Consider the following 18,457-nt stretch of genomic DNA (forward strand, 5'->3'; position numbering starts at 1 on the left):
TCTGTGTAGACAATGCTATCAGGCTTGATTTTACTTGTGATAATTGGCATTAGTGTATTTGTCTTAGTATCTTTAACAACAACAGTGTAAACTTTATCATTGCGTTTTAATAAACCAAATACAGCAGTCTTGCCAGCTGCACCACGACCACGTTTGCCTTTACGAATACCGCCGAAGTAACTTTCATCAAGCTCTACTTCACCGTCAAAAACAGTGTTGGCTTCAAGAGCTAAGTGATATTCTATCACAAGGCGGATTTTGTGGTAGAAAAGGACTGCTGAATTGTGTTGAATGTTTAACAAATCAGCCGCTGTTCTAGCGGTAACTTCTGCAATGAAAAACTCAAGTAGTCTTAATTGAGTTTTTCTTGATAATTTACAACGAGTTATCTTCATTTTTGTAGTATAACATATTTGTTATCTACTACAGCCCCAAAATTTATTTGGAAAAACTGCCTAAAATCGCTCAAAAAACCGCTTAAACCAAACCAAAAACCGTCAAAAAACTGCCAATTTCATTGATCAAAACCACCTTTAAAGAGCAAAATCAAGAAAAAATCAAGAAAACTAACAGGAGAGATTATGCCAACTGCACAAACTGCCATCATTCCAGACCACTGCCGTGCGGCAATTTGGATTGAAGCAGACATTCAAGACTATGATAAAATTGCCGATGCCTGCAAGCAAAGCCTTGATGTGCTCGCGTCTTGGCAGCAGCGTTTTACTGATAAGGCGCTGGGGCTGAGCATTGGTTTTGGTAAGCGTGCATGGGAAGTGCTTGGCACGCATGAAGCAGCCGAGCTTAAAGATTTTCCGGGTTATGGGCGTGGCGAGATTCGTGCGCCAGCCACGCAGCATGATTTGCTGATTTATATCCAGTCTTATGAGCATGATTTGAATTTTTCTTTGGCGTTGGCGGTGTTGCAAGCCTTTGGCGAGAGCATCAGCGTGCAGCAAGAGACGCATGGTTTTCGCCGTTATGAAGACCGTGGCTTGGACGATTTTGTTGACGGTACGGAAAATCCGCAGGGCGATGACATCAGTGCGGTGGCGATTGATGAGCATGGCGGCAGTTATGTGCTGCTGCAGCGTTATCGCCACGATTTGAACAAATGGCAGGCGTGCAGTCTTGCCGAGCAAGAAGAAGCGGTGGCAAGATGTAAGGCGAGTAACGAAGAATTTGCCAAAGCCGACCGCCATCCGTGTTCGCACATCGCCAGAACCAATCTGCGTGAAGATGGCGTGAAGCTGGAAATCGTGCGCCGCAGTTTGCCTTATGGTGCAGCGTCTGGCGAGCATGGCTTGGCGTTTATGGCGTATTGCGCGCGTTTGCATAACATTGAAGCGCAGCTGCAGCATATGTTTGGCGATACTGAAGATGGCTTGACGGATTTACTTTTGACAAGACTGAGCAAGGCTCTGTCAGGCGGTTATTATTATGCGCCAAGCGTGGAAGATTTGCAGAGTTTGGCGGTCAAATAAGGGGATAAGATGAGCATTCACGGTGTGCTGGGCGAAAGCACAAGCTACCCAAAAAGCTATGCGCCAGACGTGCTGTATCCGATTGCACGCAGCCTTGGGCGAGATGAGATTGCCAAGACAGGCTTTGCTGGCGATTATCAAGGTGTGGACGTGTGGCAGGCGTTTGAAGTGTCGTGGCTGGATTTGCAAGGCGTATCGCAAGTGGCGACAGCACGTTTTGAGATTCCTGCGTCATCGCCAAACATCGTGGAATCCAAGTCGCTCAAGCTCTACCTTAACAGCCTAAATTTCACCGAATTTGCCAATGCCAAAGCAGTGCAAGACACCATCACCAAGGATTTGTCAGCGTGCGTAGGTGCTAATGTGGCGGTGGCATTGCACAGCTTAGATGGCGATGATTTTACCGTGCAGCGTCCGCTGGGCGAGTGCATTGATCAAGCGTTGCAAACGGATAACACACAAAAAGTTGCGCTGAGTGATGATATTGACAGCACGTTTTTGCAAGGGTTTCGCAAACTTGCCGCGCCAAAAAGCTATGCGCTGTATTCGGATTTGCTGCGCTCAAATTGCCCTGTAACCAATCAGCCAGACTGGGGGACGGTGCAAATTAGCATCACTACCAATTACGAATTGAATCATGCGGCGATTTTGCGCTATGTTTTGTCTTATCGTCAGCATAATGGCTTTCATGAGCAGTGTGTGGAGCAAATTTTCGCAGATTTTATGCAAAATTTTGCGCCCACAAGCCTAAAAGTGCAAGCCAATTACACCAGACGTGGCGGCATTGACATCAATCCTGTGCGTGTTTTTAATGCTGAAATTGGCAAGGTGGGACGTTTTGTGCGTCAGTGATTGCGTTAAAATTTGTTTTAAAGTGCGTAAGAACAGCGGCTGATGGTCGCTGTTTTTTATTGGGTTTGATGTGGTTTTTTCCGTTCGTCCTGAGTTTGTCAAAGGGTGAATGTGATGAAGGGCTGAACTTAAAACCGTCATGGTTTGACAAGCTTGCCACGAATGGTTTTTGAATGGATTTGTAGGTTGGACTGAGCAAAGCGACAACCCAACAAATTTATAAAAGCCATCTAAAATACGCTGGGTTGCGCTTGCGCTAACTCAATCTCAATACCAATTTTCAACCCAAAAGAAAAAACACGCCAAGCAACGCTTAGCGTGTTTTAGAATATTGGCACTCCATAGGGGATTCGAACCCCTGTTACCGCCGTGAAAGGGCGGTGTCCTAGGCCTCTAGACGAATGGAGCGCAGGACGTAAAACTGATGAATTCATCGTTTTACCAACTTTCGGCGCTTTCACCGTTGTTCCGAAAGTGCGCTTATTATAGCAAATATTTTGATAAGGTCAAGCACTTTTTTAAAATTTTTTGCGATTTTTTGCATTTTTTTATAATTTTGCCAGTTTTTCGCTAAAATTGACGAAATCATAAGGCAAAATGGCGACTTTTTGGGCGTATTTATTCAAAAACAGCACAAGCAAATGTGTAAATCACGCCAAATCGCCGCCAATTTATCGTTAAACAATGCTAAAAATTACGCTCAAAATCAGTGCGGACAATCAATCTTTAAAGTTATTAAATTGCAGTGGCACGCCAAAAGATTTTTCTTTTAAGAATGCCATGCAGGCTTGCAGATTGTCTTTTTTCTTGTCGCTGATGCGGATTTTGTCGCCTTGAATGCTTGCCGAGACTTTCAAATCGCTTTCTTTGATGGCTTTGCTGATTTTCTTGGCGGTGTCGCTATCCAATCCGTCTTTTAGGTTGATGAGCTGCTTGACGTATTTGCCAGATTGTGCTTTGTCTTGTGGGTCAAGGCTTTGCAAGTCCACGCCACGCTTGATGAGCTGTTTTTCAAAGATGGCGTAGACGTTGTCGGCTTGCAAATCGTTTTCGCAAGTGATGGTTACGGTTTTTGCCTTGTCGTTCATCTCGATGGTGATGTGGCTGCCCTTAAAATCAAAACGAGTGGCGATTTCTTTTTCGGCATTGCCGATGGCGTTTTTCACTTCTTGGGTTTGTAATTCGGATACTACGTCAAATGATGGCATAATTTTTCCTTTTAAATCAATAAAATAGGGATAAATTTCAAGCAATGATTTGGTTAATCTTCGTTATTTTTTGATAAATCGTCCGTTTGCGCAGATTTATTCAGCATGGGCGTTTCGTTGCAGATTTTGCAGAACAATTCGGCAGTTTTTTGGGTGTCGTACAGCGCAGAATGGGCGTTGTCGTTGTTAAATTCAATGCCAGCCATCACGCAAGTGCGTGCCAATACCGTATGCCCAAAGCTAAGCGCAGCAAGGGTTGCGGTGTCCAGCACGCTAAAGGCGTGAAAGGGCGAATGGTTTTTGCTGTTGGTGCGAGCGATTGCTGCGTTCAAAAATCCCAAATCAAAATGCGCATTATGACCCACCAAAATGCACTGACGGCAGCCGTGTTCTTTTTTGATGGCTTTTAATGCCTTAAAAATGCGGCGCAGGGCGGTTTTTTCGTCTTCGCTGATGGCTTTGCGCATGGGGCTGTTTGGGTTGATGCCTGTAAATTTAAGCGCAGACGCTTCAAGATTCGCCCCTGCAAATGGCTCAATGTGCGCACCCAACGCTTTGCCTTGGTACAGCTTGCCTTGCTCGTCCATCAAAATGGGTATGCAGGCAATCTCTAAAAGCGCGTCCGTTTGTGCATTAAATCCAGCGGTTTCTACGTCCACCACCACCGGCAAAAACCCGCGAAAACGCTCGGCAATGCTGGGTGTGGTGGCGGTATCTGGCGGTGTTTGGCTGTCGGTGTCTTTCATATCACACCTGTTGCCATGCCAGCGTTTGCCCTGCCAAAAGTGGCGTGAGCGATTTGCCGTCCAAATACGGATAGCTTTCTGGAATGGTTTGCTCTTTTTTGATGAGCGTGATACTGCTGGTATTGACAGGCAAGCCATAAAAACGTGCGCCAAATACACTGGTGAAATTTTCCAGCTTGTCAAGCGCATTCATACTTTCAAAGGCGGCAGCGTACAGCGGCAGGGCGTGGACGGCAGAATAGCAGCCAGCGCAGCCACAGGCAGATTCTTTGGTGTGCGTGGCGTGCGGCGCTGAGTCTGTGCCGATGAAAAATTTTGGATTGCCGCTTGTTGCCACTTCCAGCAGGCGCTGCTGATGGTTGGCACGTTTTAAAATTGGCAAGCAGTAATAATGTGGCTTCACGCCGCCGACCAACAGGTGATTGCGGTTGAATAATAGGTGCTGCGGCGTGATGGTGGCGGCAATGTTGTCGCCTTGCGCTAGGCAAAAATCGGCTGCGTCTGCGGTGGTGATATGCTCCATCACGATTTTTAGCGCAGGGAAATTGGCGATGATTTTACTCAGCACATCGTCCAAGAAACGTTTTTCACGGTCAAAAATATCCACATTATTGTGCGTTACTTCGCCATGCACCAGCAAAGGCAAGCCGTATTTTTGCATGGCTTCAAATACAGGTGCGCGCCCTAAAATGTCGGTTACGCCATCGGCAGAGTTGGTGGTTGCGCCTGCTGGATAGAGCTTGACGGCAGACACCACGCCAGATTCTACCGCCATTTTGATGTCGTCCGCGCTGGTGTGGTCGGTCAGATACAGCACCATGCGTGGATCAAAGCCAGCTTTGCGTTCGTTTGTGATGTCGCTGTTTGACAAGGCTGCCAAAATGCGCTCACGATAAGCGATGGCTTCGGCGGTGGTTTTGACAGGCGGCACAAGGTTTGGCATACAAATGACGCGGTTAAAACTTGCGGCAGCGTGCGGTACGGTGGTGCTAAGTGCTGCACCATCGCGCAGGTGAATGTGCCAATCGTCTGGCTGAATGAGAGTGAGTGTGGTTGTCATGGTCGGCTTATTTATACGGATAAAATGTATTAAAAAGTGAAAACACAAAAGTGAAAATTGCGAAAAGAAAACAACTTGCCAACAAGCTTTATGCCGCTGGCAAACCGCTTAAAACATCAAGGCTTATTATTGTAAGGATTGGCGGTTTTGTCAAGTTTACAAGCGGTGAATTTGCCTTTTTGGGCGAAATTTTAAAGCAAAAACACGCCCAAATTTGAGCGTGTTTTGTTTGTGGAGGCAAAGATTATTTCTTTTGCTCAAGCTGTGGAATGGTGCTGCCACCGCCCAAGCCCATGAGGCCAGTTTCTAGGTAAATGCCCAGTTTGTGGCGAGTGTCGGCAATGTCCAGATTGCGCATGGTCAGCTGACCGATACGATCCAGCGGCGTGAACGCTGCGTCTTCCACTTTTTCCATAGACAGACGCTCTGGCTCGTAGGTTAGGTTTGGCGATTCGGTGTTTAGAATACTGTAGTCATTACCACGGCGCAGCTCAAGCGTTACCGTGCCTGTGATGGCTTTGGCAACCCAGCGTTGTGATGTCTCGCGCAGCATCAGCGCTTGGCTGTCAAACCAGCGACCTTGATACAGTAGGCGACCTAGGCGCAAGCCATTGATGCGGTACTGCTCGATGGTGTCTTCGTTGTGAATGCCCGTCACCAAGCGCTCATAAGCGATGTGCAGCAGCGCCATGCCGGGAGCTTCATAAATGCCGCGCGATTTGGCTTCAATGATGCGGTTTTCAATTTGGTCAGTCATGCCAAGACCGTGCCGACCGCCGATTTCATTGGCCTTTAGAATCAAATCCACTGGGCTGTCAAAACGCTCGCCATTGAGTGCAGTCGGCACGCCTTCTTCGAAGCTCACGCTTACGGTTTCGGCAGCGATTTTGACGTTTTCGTCCCAATATGCCACGCCCATGATTGGCTCAACGATTTTATGGCTGGCGTTCAAAAATTCCAAATCTTTGGCTTCGTGCGTTGCACCCAGCATATTTGAGTCGGTTGAGTAGGCTTTTTCTTTGCTCATTTTGTAGTCAAAGCCATTGTCAATCAAAAATTGAGACATTTCAGCACGGCCGCCCAGCTCGTCAATGAACGTTTGGTCTAGCCATGGTTTGTAAATTTTTAGCTCTGGATTGGCAAGCAAACCGTAGCGATAAAAACGCTCGATGTCGTTGCCTTTATAGGTTGAGCCATCACCCCAAATGTTCACGCCATCTTCTTTCATGGCTGATACCAGCATAGTGCCAGTTACTGCACGTCCAAGCGGTGTGGTGTTGAAATATGGCATACCGCCTGTGGTAACGTGAAACGCACCGCACTGAATGGCGGCAATGCCTTCAAGCGCAAGCTGTAGACGGCAGTCTACCAAGCGTGCCTTGACTGCGCCGTATTGTTCGGCTTTGGCAGGAATGGCGTTGTAGTCGTCTTCGTCTGGCTGACCTAGGTTTGCGGTGTAAGCGTACGGCTCAGCGCCTTTTTGCTTCATCCACAGCAATGCAGCAGACGTGTCAAGACCGCCAGAAAAAGCGATACCGACTTTTTTGCCGACTGGCAGGGTTTGTAAGATGGTGGCGTTGCTCATAGACAATCCTTAGATAACGGTTTTAAAAAACTACAAGTAAAAATACTAAATAAAAACAATAAGTTAAATGGCGAATGACACCAAGCCGTGCCAAATAAAATCACCTAAAAATATCTGTTGCTGGCAGGCTTGGCGTGCGATTTATGCACACTTTGCTAAATTTGCTGATTATAGCATTTTTCTTGAACAATGTGGGCGGATTTTATGAACTTGGGTAAACTTTTGCTGGATTTGTGTGCGTTTGTGTGTGATTTGTGCTTGGCGTGCGGCTTGAGTTTTGTGAAATTTTGGCAAAATTTACCGTGCGTGGGTGAAATTTATCAAAAAATTGGGCAAAATTTTATGAAAAATGATGAAAATTGAGAAAATTTTACACACAAAACCGCTAAAACTTGCTAAACTATCAAGCGAAAAAATACCGAACATTTTTTATTTTTAGCTTGACTTAACAGCAGTCAAGTAAAACCGCACGATGACAGCAGTTTTTATGGTAATTTCACAAACCAAGACGCTGACAGACGCACCAGCACAAGGCGTGTCTGTCGTGGTGGACACCAAAACGCAGACGCTCAGCCTTTATCAAGACGAAAAAGCTGGCAAACTTGCCGTGCGCCCAGACGGTACGCCTGCGGTGTTTTTGGTGTCTACCGCCAAAAATGGCACAGGGCAGCTGGAAAATACAGGCTGTACGCCACTTGGCAAGCACGTCATCGCCCAAAAAATCGGTGATGATATGCCGGTGGGCGCGGTTTTTGTGGCTCGGCAGTTTACGGGCGAAGTGTATGATGATGAGCTTGCGGCGCAATTTGCCGAGCGTGATTGGATTTTAAGCCGTATTTTGTGGCTAAAAGGCGTGGAAGCGGGCAAAAATCTGGGGCAAACTGCCGATGGCGCGTGCTGCGACACCTTTGCACGCTACATTTATATTCACGGCACGCCAGACACTGAGCCGATGGGCGAGCCAAAATCTCACGGCTGCGTGCGCATGCGCAATGATGAGCTGGTGTGGCTGTATGAGCAAGTGGCGGTTGGTACGCCTGTGCGGATTGTGTGATTTTGCCTTGTCTGATGAACTAAATTGCAATTTTATAAACCCAGCTTTACAAACTCAAACCCAGTTTAATAAACCAAACCCAACAAACCCAAATTAAGCAGCGAAGTGAAACGATGAATTTGCAAAAAGTGGATTTAAATTTGCTTGTGTATTTAGACGTGCTGTTGCGCGAAAAAAACGTAACACGAGCCGCCGAACAGCTCGGTATTACTCAGCCTGCGATGAGTAACATTTTGCGGCGCTTGCGTTCTTTGTTCAATGATCCGCTTTTGGTGCGCTCATCTGAAGGCATGACGCCGACTGAGCGCGCGTTTGAGTTGCAGCCACGCATTCGTGAGATTTTATCAGACGTGGCGACACTGCTTGAGCCGCGCACCGAATTTCGTCCTTATAGCACATCGCGCGTGTTTCGCATCATGACGAGCGATTATGCCGAAGCCACGCTGGTGCCACGCTTGGTGAAGGCGCTGCGTTCTGAAGCACCGAACGTGATTTTGGATTTTTTGACGCCATCTGACGTATCGTATCGTGATATGGAGCAGGGGCGTGTGGATTTGGCGATTAACCGCTTTAACGAAATTCCGCAAAGTTTTCATCAGGTGCTGGTGTGGCGTGATACGTTCAGCTGTCTTTTGTCGGCGGAAAGTCCGTATGTGGGGCGTTTTAATCTAAAAAACTACCTAAAAGCGCAGCACGTTTGGGTGTCAAAAACGGGTATGGGCGTGGGTTTTGGCGTCAATCCTGAAAAATCAGGTGGGCTTGGTTCGATTGATCAAGCCTTGCAGCGCTTGGGGCAAAAACGCCAAATCAGCGTTTTTACACGCCATTATCAAATGCCAGCCATGCTGACAGCAAATAAGGATTTGATTGCTACGTTGCCGACGCGTGTGGCGAAATTGCAAGCGTATAATAATCCGCGCATTGTGGTGAAAGAGCCGCCATTTTTTATTCCAGAATTTGAGCTGACGATGGCGTGGTCGCCACTTTTGCAGCACCAGCCTGCGCATCGTTGGCTGCGTCAGTTGATTTTGCACGTTGCAAGGCAAGTGATTGCCGAAGAAGAAGCGGCGGAGAAATGACGGCAAATAAACGTAAGCGCACATTTATGAAAAAACCACCATTTTTCGGTGGTTTTTGTGTTTTGTGATGGTGGTTTATTGAGAGGTGGCTTGCATAATTCTTATGGTTTTATGTACAATGTAATACATGATAAGTTTTGAATACGACCCTGACAAAGCTGCAAAAAACCTTGCTAAACATGGCGTGAGTTTTGATGAAGCGATGAGCGTTTTTTATGATGAGAACGCTGTGCAATTTTATGATGAAGCGCATTCACAAAATGAAGACCGCTTTATTATGCTTGGAATGAGTGGTCAGGCAAGACTGGTTGTGGTATGCCATTGTGAAAGAAAGGACGTAATCCGTATTATTTCCGCACGCAAAGCAACTAAAAATGAAAGCAAGTATTATCAGAGATATTGAGGGGGTGTTATGAAACAAGAATATGATTTTTCAACCATGAAATCGCGACCAAACCCTTATGCTGCACAACTAAAAGCAGCCGAGCAGCCAATCACCATTCGTTTGAGTGCAGAAGTGATTGAGTATTTTAAAAAAATCGGCTTGGAAAACGGCATGTCTTACCAAAGTATGATTGACCTGTACTTACAAGACTGTGTAAAACAGCAGCGTAAATTAGCATGGGTATAAGCTGGTTTAAATTTCAGTTGTTTGTGTATAATTTTCACATGAAAAAACCACCAATTTTTTGGTGGTTTTTGTGTTTTGTGATGATGGTTTATTGAGAAACCGCTTGCGATGGGCGTTTGTCTCGCTGGTCTGGCAAGGGCTGGTCGGTCTCATCAAAGGACGACAGCGGCATAAAAACGACGTTTTGTGCAGGCAGTTTTTGCGACTGAATCAAGCGCCAATTATGTACGCCTTCATTGGCAACGTGCAGATAATATTTGGCAGGCGTGCTGTCTAATTGCACTTTGCCAGAATAGCGGTTATCCGCAGTGTGGCGCAGAGTGATGTCTTGGTCTTTATTGTCATCGGTTGCGTGCGAGAAACGTGCCGACAGCAGCTCTGGATATTCTAAAGGTGTGCCATCACGCAGCTTGCCGCTGGTGAGCGTGTCTTCAGGGTAGCGCAATTCAAATTCCACTGCATTGCCATTTAGGCGCATGACGCCAGAAATGCCCAAATCGTGCGCCAGCTGGTCGCGCGAAGCGTCTTGATACAGCGTTTTGCCGTCCATGTACCAATCATCACGCACGGTGCTGTCTTGGATTTTGATGGAATAAATGATGAAAAAAATGCACACCACCACCACAAGCAGCGGCAATCCGACCACAAAAATGGTCATAAAAGGGTTTTTATACCAAGGTTCTTTTTGCGAAGTGGTCATAATGGCTCGTTTGCTTGTGTGAGTGTTGAAAATTGGGTGGTGGCGTTTTGACAAATTCCCAAATGTGGGCAATTTAATTGCTCAGGTTTGCCATCAGGGCTTTACCGATTTCGGCAATTATTTTGATTTTAACGCCTTAAAGGGTAAGCATTGTAGCATAAGTTGTACAAGCTGGCTAGAGTAGCGTGTCAAGGCGGCTGTCTGGTATAAAAATCACAAGCAAATAAAAAGCCAAGCATGATAACTTGGCTTTTTAGCTGGTTTTTTGCAACGAAACCTTCTTTATTTTTTGTCTTTTTTATCAAAAATAAAGATGTCGTCCGCACTGGCGCTGTATTCACCGTTTTCGGTGTAAACCGTGATGGTGATTGGCGTATGCCCCGGCTGGATTTTGGCAGGGTCGCCAAAGACGCTGACAGGCAAATCGTACGGCTCGTTGGCTTGTAGTGGCAGCTTTTCAAAGCGTGAGCGCAGGCTTAAGCCTTCCACAGGCTCTAGGCGCACTTTATACACTTGGCGTTCGTCCGTTTTATTGACGATTTTTAGTACATAGCTGTTTTCCACCAAGCCATCACGTCCCACCGTGCTAAGCTGCTTGCGGTCGTGGCGGATTTCCATTTCAAGTGGCGCACGTCCCGTGGCAACGAGTGTCGCTGCAACAATACACGCACCCAAGACAAAAATATAAGCAAAAATACGCGGACTTAAAATCTTGGTTTTTTGCTTTTCTACCAGCTGGCGTTCGGTGGTGTAGCGAATCAGACCGCGCGGATAGCCAACTTTATCCATGATGTCATTACACGCATCAATACACGCCGCACACTGGATACACTCCACCTGCAAGCCATCACGAATGTCAATGCCAGTTGGGCAGACTTGCACGCACATACTGCAATCCACGCAATCACCCATGGTGTCGGCTGGGGCATTTTTCTTGCGCGCGCCTCGTGGTTCGCCACGTTCGTAGTCATAAGAGACAATCAGCGTGTCTTTGTCAAACATCACGCTTTGGAAGCGGCCGTACGGGCAAATATGCACGCACATATGTTCACGCATATAGCCGCCATTGGTTTGGGTAACAAAAGTGATGAGCAGGAAGAAAATCCACGTCATCTTGCCCCAACCCATGAAAAACGGAGTCGCGCCATTAAAAAACAGATAATCTGTACCAACCACCAAAGCAATGAACGTCAAGGCGGTAATCGCAGAAAACACACCCCAAATGCTGTGAATGGCAATAAATTTGATGATTTTGCCAGCCGTCCAAGGCGCTTTGTCAAATTTCATGCGCTTGTTACGATCACCGATGATCCATTTTTCAACGTGCTGATATAAATGCACATAGATGGTTTGCGGACAGGCATAGCCGCACCAAACACGGCCTGCGTACACCGTTACCATAAATAGCAGCATGGCGGCGATGATAAACACAAACGCAAAGAAATAGAAGTCTTGGGGCATGAAAGTCGCCCCAAAAATGTAGAATTTTGGCTCAATGACATCAAACAAAATCGCCTGACGATCATTCCAGCGCAGCCACGGCAAAATCAAAAAGCCGATTAAAATCGCATACATACTAATCAGGCGGATATTTTGGTATTTGCCTGTTACAAATCTTGGGTGTACGCGTTTTTTGGTGGCGTCCATTTCTGGGACGTGCGGAATGATTTTTTCAGGGGCAGGGCGCGCTTTTTTCGGTTTTTCGGTTTTTACGATGTCAGATGGCGCGCTCGTTTTGTCATTTGTGGGATTATTTGCGCCCGCATTTTCGCCAGTGGTAGGCTGGCTGGGCGTTTGTTTGTCTTGTTCGGACATAAAAATCACCTTAGCTTGTGCCAACTGTTTGCAGGACGGTTGGCATTGCCAGATATGCTTGAAGAAGACGGCCGATTTGTACTTGCAACAAAGCAGGCAGTCGTCTTTGTTATTTTTCTGCAAAAGCGGTAAATTATCGGTTATTCTACCATTTTTATTAGGGATTTGGGCTAAGAATTTGCCAAAAAGCCACAAAACGTACAAAAAATTTGTAACTATGGCGAATTTTTCTCAATTAAATTTTAAAATCGCAAATGAAATTTTGGAATAAGTATGTGCTGGTTTATGAAAATTGGCTTTTTTGGGCTGGGTTAAAGAACGGTTTGTAAGTTGGGTTGAGCGGGGTGAAAACCCAGCAAATTTGGTGAGTGTCTTTTGAAAACGTTAGGTTGCGCTTTCGCTAGCCCAACTTACAATTTACCACAATCCAGCCTGCAATTTTTATCCAATTTGTAAAAATTTCACTCCATGCTCACAAAAAAGCGCAAGCCCATCAGACTTGCGCTTTTAATAAATGCGTGAATTTATAGCAAATCAAGCCAGCTCAATCACCGCTTGCCCGTACTCCACACGCTCGCCATCGCTCATCAGCACTGCCGCCACCGTGCCTGCTTTATCGGCAATGATAGGCATCAGTACGCCAAGCTGTGCTACGCTTGCGACAGTATCGCCTGCCTGCACGGCATCGCCTACTTGCACATAAGGCTTGCCATCTTTAGTTAGGCTTAAAATACCGACATCGCCGCTGGTAATGCACTTAGCTTGGTCTGGCGATTGCGCATTTGGCGTTTGCGGTGCGGTAAAGTCTGCGTTTTGTGGTGTGGCTTGAGTTTGCGTTGGCATTTGCGCCGTTTGCGCTTTGGTGGTATTTGTTACCGTAAGCGAGCGCTTGCCATCTATGACGCTCACTTCATGCACGCCGCTTGATGACACCAACTGAACGAACTTTTCTACTTGTGCAAAATCAATATTCATCATACACCCCTTAACCGACCAAATATTTGTAAATTGTAACCACGCTTAAAATCGCCATCGCAATGGTTACAAACCAGCCGAACACCGCCATCCACACAGGATGCTTGTATTCGCCGATGATGTTTTTACGATAAGCGGCAATCAAAATAATGGTCAGTGCGATTGGCAATACCAAGCCGTTTAGCGTACCGACCAACACCAAAACTTGCGCAGGTCTGCCGATGGTGGCAAAAACCAGCGTAGAAATGGCGATAAAACCGATGATGAAATAGCGGCTGTGTTTGGCGATGAATGGGTGGAAGTTGGTCAAAAAGGTTACTGAAGTATAAGCGCAGCCAATCACCGATGTAATGGAAGCCGCCCAAATCACCACGCCAAAAATGATGCGTCCTGTGTCGCCCAAGCCATGCACAAATGGGGTTAGGGCAGGGTTGTCAGCAAGCATTGCCACACCTTGAGTTGCCACGCCCAAGCACGCCAAGAACAAAAACACACGAATCACAGACGCTGCCAAAATCCCTTGAACCGAGCTTTTGGTAACGGCTGGCAAGTTTTCTTGTCCTGTAATGCCAGCGTCCAGCAAGCGGTGCGCGCCTGAAAAAGTGATGTAGCCGCCAACGGTGCCGCCCACCAAAGTAACAATCGCCATTGCGTCAATTTTTTCTGGTGCGATGGTGCGCACGGCTGCTTCGGCAAAAGGTGGGTTGGTGCTAAACACCACATAAATAATGAGCGCAATCAGCACAAAACCCATCAGCTGCGCGAATCTGTCCACCAGCGAGCCTGCTTCTTTACTTAGGAAAATCGCCACCGCAATCACACCGCTGATGAGTGCGCCCGCCACAGGTTCTGTGCCAAAGACCGACTGTACACCAAGTCCAGCACCGCCGATGTTACCGATGTTAAAGGCAAGTCCGCCCATCAAAATAAGCGCTGCCAGCACATAGCCCATGCCCGGCATGACAAGGTTTGCGATTTCTTGGGCTTTTAGTTTAGAGACGGCAATCACACGCCAGACATTGAGCTGCACGCCGATGTCCATTAGGATTGACACCAAAATCACAAAGCCAAAACTTGCGCCCAAGCGTTCGGTGAACGTGGCGGTTTGTGTTAAAAATCCGGGGCCGACAGCACTGGTTGCCATCAAAAATGCTGCGCCCAAAATGGCGGAGTTTTTTGTTGTGGTTTTCATTTTACGTCCTTGACGGTGTTGTCCGTCTTGTTAAGTTGTCATAAATTAGCGATTAGCTTGCCTTAATATCAATGCCGTGCGCTTGTAGCGTTTGTTTGATTTTTTGGGCGAATACCAAGGCGTGTTCGCCATCGCCATGCAGGCAAATGCTGTCCACGTCAAGATTTACCACGCTGCCATCGGTGGCGATGACTTGTCCTTTTTGTACCATCATCAGCACTTGGTTGATGGCTTCATCGTCATTGTCAATCAAGGCGTTTGGCTTGGTGCGAGACACCAGCGTGCCGTCTGGCTCATAGCGGCGGTCGGCAAATACTTCTGAAATGGTGGTAAGTCCTGCCGCTTTGCCTGCCTTAATCAGCTCACCGCCAGACAAGCCCATCAGCGCAAGCGTTGGGTCAAATTCTTTGATGGTGTTTGCGATGGTATCAGCAAGGGTGCGGTCGCTGCTGGCTTGATTGTACAAAGCACCGTGCGGCTTGACGTAGCTGACGGTCAGCCCCATGGATTGACACACCGCCTTGACAGCGCCCAGCTGATAAAACAGCAGCGCGCGCACTTCATCGGCAGATAAGTTGCAATTGGTGCGCCCAAAGTTGGCGCGGTCGTCATAGCTTGGGTGTGCGCCAATGCGTACGCCATGCGCTTTGGCAAATTGTAGCGTCTGTGCCATTGTGGCTGCGCCGCCTGCGTGTAAGCCTGCTGAGATGTTTGCTGAGCTGATGATGCCCATCAAGGCTTCATCAAAGGCAAAACCTTCGGCGACGTCTGCGTTTAAATCAATGCTGGTTTTCATATTTTATCCTTGTTGTGTGGTTTGGTTGTTTGTCATTTGGGCGTAATTCATAAGCGTTTGGCGAGTTTTTGTATGCGCTCTAAGCGTGCGTTCATGGCGGCAGTCTTGGCGTATGCCGTTTCAATATCCGTCCAATAAAAACGCACTTTTTCGCCAAAACGCACTTGCGCAAGTCTGCCCAAATCCGCCTGTATCACAGACGCAATTTTCGGATAGCCGCCTGTGGTCTGTGCGTCTGCCATCAGCACGATGGGCTTGCCATCTGGCGGCACTTGAATCATGCCTGCCGCCACGCCGTGCGAGAGCATTTCGGTGGGCTTATGCAGGGCGATGGGTTCGCCATCTAGGCGATAGCCCATGCGGTTGCTGCTGGTGGATAGCGTGTATTCTTGGGCGGTGATGTCGCCAGCAAAGGCGTCAAATTCACTGCTTTTTAGTAGGGCGATGGCGTGCGTGGGTTTTTTGTCTGTCGTGAGCAAGCTGTCCAAATCTCGCCAATTTGCCACGCCAACGGTAGCCAAAGCATGGCTTTGCTGATAGGGCAGTTCATCGCCTGCTGTGAGCGTGCGCCCAAATGCGCCAATGCCTGTTTTCACGTCATCGCTGGCAGAGCCAAGCGTAGTAGGCACATCAAAACCGCCCACCACGCACAAATAACCGTGCATACCAAGCGTGGCACGTTTTAGGGTGAGTGTTTGTCCTTGTTTGGCAAAAGTGCGCTGGGCGTTGATGAGTTTTTGACCGTCCAAATCGCCTTCAAATACCGCACCCGTCAAGCAAAACGTGGTGTCTTTGGTGAAAGTTGCCACCAGCGAACCCAGCGTGATTTCAAGGGCGGCGGCGTTTAATTCATTGCCAAGCAAAGCATTGCCAAGCTGCAGTGAGCTTGCGTCCATCGCGCCTGCCGTGCCTAATCCTAGACCCAAAAATCCCACACGCCCTGTGTCTTGCACGCTGGCTGTGGCATTGATACTGATGATTTTTAGCATGACTGTTTTTCCCTAAGGCTTGTTAAAATTGCCACGCATTATGCGATGATTTGAGTTGCCACAAAGCGCAGCGTATCGCCTGCTTGTAGCGTGGTGGGTGGGTTTTTGAGCTTGTCAAACAGCGCCAAATCCGTCTGCCCTAAAAGCTGCCAGCCGCCCGGCGAGCTAAACGGATAAATGCCCGTCTGCGCACCACCAATGCCCACCGAACCTGCTGGCACTGATAGGCGTGGCTTGGCGTGGCGTGGTAAATGCAACTCTTTTGGCAAGCCGCCCAAATACGGAAAACCTGCTTGAAAACCGATAAAATACACGGTATAAGTCGGTGCGGTGTGCGCTTCCACCAGCTCATTGACGCTCATGCCCAGCATTTCGGCGGCGCTTGCCAAATCTTCGCCAAATTCACCGCCATAACGCACAGGAATATCAACGTGCTTGCCAAAAATCTCAGCGCGGCTTTCGTCCGTTTGTACAAATTTGGCACTAAATTCATTCAAGCGTTCGTGCAGCGTCAAAAACTCTGTCGCGCAGGTGGTGTCAGCGTAGGCTGTCAGTGTGTTCATGCCGATCACCACTTCACGCACATGAGTAAAGGCGTTTAGTTTTTTGGCAAGCGCCCAGCAGATTTTTTGTTTATCAAGGCTAATCTCTCCGCCCAAAAACAGCGTCAGGCTTTGCTGTGATGAGATTTGCCATTGGGTGTTTGGTTGCATAAGTTATCCCAAATCCGTGTTAGGTTTTGTTGTCAAATTTGCCCAATTAGCCAGCTTGCCAAGTTCGTTTATCAGGTTCATTTATCAAACTTGCTTGCCAAGCTGGCTTGTCAAATTAGCGTTATTTGGTTTTGATGAGTTGGTTGTTTTGATAATTATCCAGCCAATGCGTCAAATAATGAATACTCACGCCGCCTTTGCCAAAGGCTTCATCGTCAAACATCGCTTCGTGCAAGGCTTTGTTGGTCTGTACGCCATCTACGCTAAGCTCAGTTAGAGCGGATTTCATTTTTTGCATGGCAAGCTTACGCGTAGGTGCGTGTACGCAAATTTTACCAATCAAGCTGTCATAATAAGCAGGAATGCGATAGCCAGTATAAATATGGCTGTCCACACGCATACCGTAGCCTGCGGGCAGATGGCAGTAGTTAATCACGCCTGCGCTTGGCATGAGCGTAAATGGATGCTCGGCATTGATGCGGCATTCAAAAGCATGACCGGTCAGCTTGATGTCGTCTTGGGTGAATTGCAGCGGCAAACCTTCCGCCACACGGATTTGCTCGCTGATTAAGTTTACGCCCGTTACCAGCTCGGTAACAGGGTGCTCCACTTGAATGCGTGTGTTCATTTCAATAAAGAAAAACTCGCCGTTTTCGTACAAAAATTCAAACGTCCCCACGCCTTCATAGCCCATATCTTTACAAGCCTTGACACACGCCATACCGATTTTTTGGCGTGCTTCTTCGCTGATAAAAGGCGCAGGCGCTTCTTCAATGATTTTTTGGTGGCGACGCTGCATGGAGCAATCACGCTCGCCCAGATGAATGGCGTTGCCGTGCTTGTCGCTGATGACTTGAATTTCAATGTGGCGTGGATTTTTCAGATAACGCTCCATGTACACCACAGGATTGCCAAAGGCGCTCATCGCTTCTTTTTTGGTCATGGCGACGGCAGAAAGCAGCTCGTCCATCGTCTCTACCACACGCATACCACGTCCACCGCCGCCGCCAGATGCCTTGATGATGACAGGCAAGCCAACTTTCTTAGCAATCTTGATAATCTCGTCATTATCATCAGGCAAAGCACCATCAGAACCCGGCACGCACGGCACGCCAGAAGCAATCATCGTGGCTTTGGCGGCAACCTTATCGCCCATGTTGCGGATATTTTGGGCGGTCGGGCCGATGAACACAAAGCCTTGCTCGCTTACAAATTCGGCAAAATCGGCATTTTCGGACAAAAATCCATAGCCGGGGTGAATGGCGTCCACGCCCGTCATTTCAGCGGCTGCCAAGATGGCACGTTGGTTTAGATAGCTGTCTTTTGGTGCATTGCCGCCGATACACACCGTCTCATCTGCCAAACGGCACGGCAAGCTGTCTTTGTCGGCAGTTGAATGCACCAAAACTGAGCCAATGCCAAGCTCACGGCACGCACGAATGATGCGCAGGGCAATCTCGCCACGGTTGGCGATGAGAATTTTTTTAAAAGGGCGTTTTGCGATAGAAGGGTTCATGGTCAATCCTTGTTTTGTAATTTGTCAATGCGGAAAATCAAAGGCGTGAAAGACGGCGTGAAAAT

At 47.7% G+C, this 18,457-nt stretch carries 20 protein-coding genes and 1 tRNA gene; 7 read left to right on the top strand and 14 right to left on the bottom strand.

All coding sequences use genetic code 11. From position 1 onward, the window contains the following. Window positions 1-395 (bottom strand): IS1595 family transposase (locus B0181_RS09585; protein WP_143821564.1); only part of this gene is annotated, 395 nt, incomplete at its 3' end. A 186-nt stretch (window positions 396-581) separates the two neighbouring features. On the opposite strand from B0181_RS09585, the gene B0181_RS09590 reads away from it, so the two are divergent. Both B0181_RS09590 and queF read left to right on the top strand, forming a co-directional pair. Then, window positions 582-1,481: a Dyp-type peroxidase gene (locus B0181_RS09590; protein WP_078277284.1), complete on the top strand. Its 900-nt coding sequence runs from the start codon at window positions 582-584 to the stop codon at window positions 1,479-1,481. Between the two features lie 9 nt (window positions 1,482-1,490). Next, window positions 1,491-2,333, top strand: a complete 843-nt coding sequence (gene queF / locus B0181_RS09595; RefSeq protein ID WP_078277285.1) for an NADPH-dependent 7-cyano-7-deazaguanine reductase QueF — start codon at window positions 1,491-1,493, stop codon at window positions 2,331-2,333. A 332-nt stretch (window positions 2,334-2,665) separates the two neighbouring features. Here queF and B0181_RS09600 read toward each other — a convergent pair. From B0181_RS09600 to argG, 5 genes are all read right to left on the bottom strand, one after another. Continuing rightward, window positions 2,666-2,741: transfer RNA gene (locus tag B0181_RS09600), tRNA-Glu, on the bottom strand. Between the two features lie 311 nt (window positions 2,742-3,052). Further along, window positions 3,053-3,541, bottom strand: a complete 489-nt coding sequence (locus tag B0181_RS09605) for a YajQ family cyclic di-GMP-binding protein (protein WP_078277286.1) — start codon at window positions 3,539-3,541, stop codon at window positions 3,053-3,055. Window positions 3,542-3,594: 53 nt separating this feature from the next. Then, window positions 3,595-4,287, bottom strand: a complete 693-nt coding sequence (gene rnt, locus B0181_RS09610) for a ribonuclease T (RefSeq protein ID WP_078277287.1) — start codon at window positions 4,285-4,287, stop codon at window positions 3,595-3,597. 1 nt (window position 4,288) lies between these two features. Next, entirely contained in the window at window positions 4,289-5,347 is a 1,059-nt protein-coding gene (gene pyrC, locus B0181_RS09615) for a dihydroorotase (RefSeq protein ID WP_078277288.1), read from the bottom strand. A gap of 244 nt (window positions 5,348-5,591) precedes the next feature. Beyond that, window positions 5,592-6,932 carry an argininosuccinate synthase gene (argG, locus tag B0181_RS09620; RefSeq protein WP_078277289.1) on the bottom strand — a complete coding sequence of 447 codons (1,341 nt, stop codon included), beginning with the start codon at window positions 6,930-6,932 and terminating at the stop codon, window positions 5,592-5,594. A 204-nt stretch (window positions 6,933-7,136) separates the two neighbouring features. On the opposite strand from argG, the gene B0181_RS12145 reads away from it, so the two are divergent. From B0181_RS12145 to B0181_RS09640, 5 genes are all read left to right on the top strand, one after another. Further along, window positions 7,137-7,295: a hypothetical protein gene (locus B0181_RS12145; protein ID WP_158078963.1), complete on the top strand. Its 159-nt coding sequence runs from the start codon at window positions 7,137-7,139 to the stop codon at window positions 7,293-7,295. Window positions 7,296-7,419: 124 nt separating this feature from the next. Further along, entirely contained in the window at window positions 7,420-7,986 is a 567-nt protein-coding gene (locus tag B0181_RS09625) for a L,D-transpeptidase (protein ID WP_078277290.1), read from the top strand. A 113-nt stretch (window positions 7,987-8,099) separates the two neighbouring features. After that, complete coding sequence (locus tag B0181_RS09630) at window positions 8,100-9,065, top strand: LysR family transcriptional regulator (protein WP_078277291.1); 966 nt, start codon at window positions 8,100-8,102, stop codon at window positions 9,063-9,065. Window positions 9,066-9,192: 127 nt separating this feature from the next. Then, the gene (locus B0181_RS09635; RefSeq protein WP_078277292.1) at window positions 9,193-9,468 is read left to right on the top strand and encodes a BrnT family toxin; all 276 of its coding nucleotides are present in this window, start codon (window positions 9,193-9,195) and stop codon (window positions 9,466-9,468) included. Between the two features lie 9 nt (window positions 9,469-9,477). Beyond that, window positions 9,478-9,696 (top strand): BrnA antitoxin family protein, encoded by a 219-nt coding sequence (locus tag B0181_RS09640; RefSeq protein ID WP_078277293.1) that lies wholly within the window; start codon window positions 9,478-9,480, stop codon window positions 9,694-9,696. Between the two features lie 88 nt (window positions 9,697-9,784). On the opposite strand, the gene B0181_RS09645 is transcribed toward B0181_RS09640, so the two are convergent. From B0181_RS09645 to accC, 8 genes are all read right to left on the bottom strand, one after another. Beyond that, window positions 9,785-10,396, bottom strand: a complete 612-nt coding sequence (locus B0181_RS09645; protein WP_078277294.1) for a FixH family protein — start codon at window positions 10,394-10,396, stop codon at window positions 9,785-9,787. A 282-nt stretch (window positions 10,397-10,678) separates the two neighbouring features. Then, the gene (gene ccoG, locus B0181_RS09650) at window positions 10,679-12,043 is read right to left on the bottom strand and encodes a cytochrome c oxidase accessory protein CcoG (RefSeq protein ID WP_371829196.1); all 1,365 of its coding nucleotides are present in this window, start codon (window positions 12,041-12,043) and stop codon (window positions 10,679-10,681) included. Between the two features lie 702 nt (window positions 12,044-12,745). After that, complete coding sequence (locus B0181_RS09655) at window positions 12,746-13,186, bottom strand: acetyl-CoA carboxylase biotin carboxyl carrier protein (RefSeq protein ID WP_158078964.1); 441 nt, start codon at window positions 13,184-13,186, stop codon at window positions 12,746-12,748. A 10-nt stretch (window positions 13,187-13,196) separates the two neighbouring features. After that, window positions 13,197-14,378, bottom strand: a complete 1,182-nt coding sequence (locus B0181_RS09660; RefSeq protein WP_078277296.1) for an NRAMP family divalent metal transporter — start codon at window positions 14,376-14,378, stop codon at window positions 13,197-13,199. Window positions 14,379-14,430: 52 nt separating this feature from the next. Next, window positions 14,431-15,174, bottom strand: a complete 744-nt coding sequence (gene pxpA / locus B0181_RS09665) for a 5-oxoprolinase subunit PxpA (RefSeq protein WP_078277297.1) — start codon at window positions 15,172-15,174, stop codon at window positions 14,431-14,433. Between the two features lie 47 nt (window positions 15,175-15,221). Then, complete coding sequence (locus tag B0181_RS09670) at window positions 15,222-16,163, bottom strand: 5-oxoprolinase subunit C family protein (RefSeq protein ID WP_078277298.1); 942 nt, start codon at window positions 16,161-16,163, stop codon at window positions 15,222-15,224. A 38-nt stretch (window positions 16,164-16,201) separates the two neighbouring features. Further along, on the bottom strand, window positions 16,202-16,876 hold the full coding sequence (pxpB, locus tag B0181_RS09675; RefSeq protein WP_078277299.1) for a 5-oxoprolinase subunit PxpB: 675 nt from the start codon (window positions 16,874-16,876) through the stop codon (window positions 16,202-16,204). A gap of 121 nt (window positions 16,877-16,997) precedes the next feature. Next, window positions 16,998-18,392 (bottom strand): acetyl-CoA carboxylase biotin carboxylase subunit, encoded by a 1,395-nt coding sequence (gene accC / locus B0181_RS09680; protein ID WP_078277300.1) that lies wholly within the window; start codon window positions 18,390-18,392, stop codon window positions 16,998-17,000. Window positions 18,393-18,457: the final 65 nt, after the last annotated feature.

Origin of the sequence: Moraxella caviae, from assembly GCF_002014985.1 — a bacterium.
Lineage (GTDB): Bacteria > Pseudomonadota > Gammaproteobacteria > Pseudomonadales > Moraxellaceae > Moraxella > Moraxella caviae.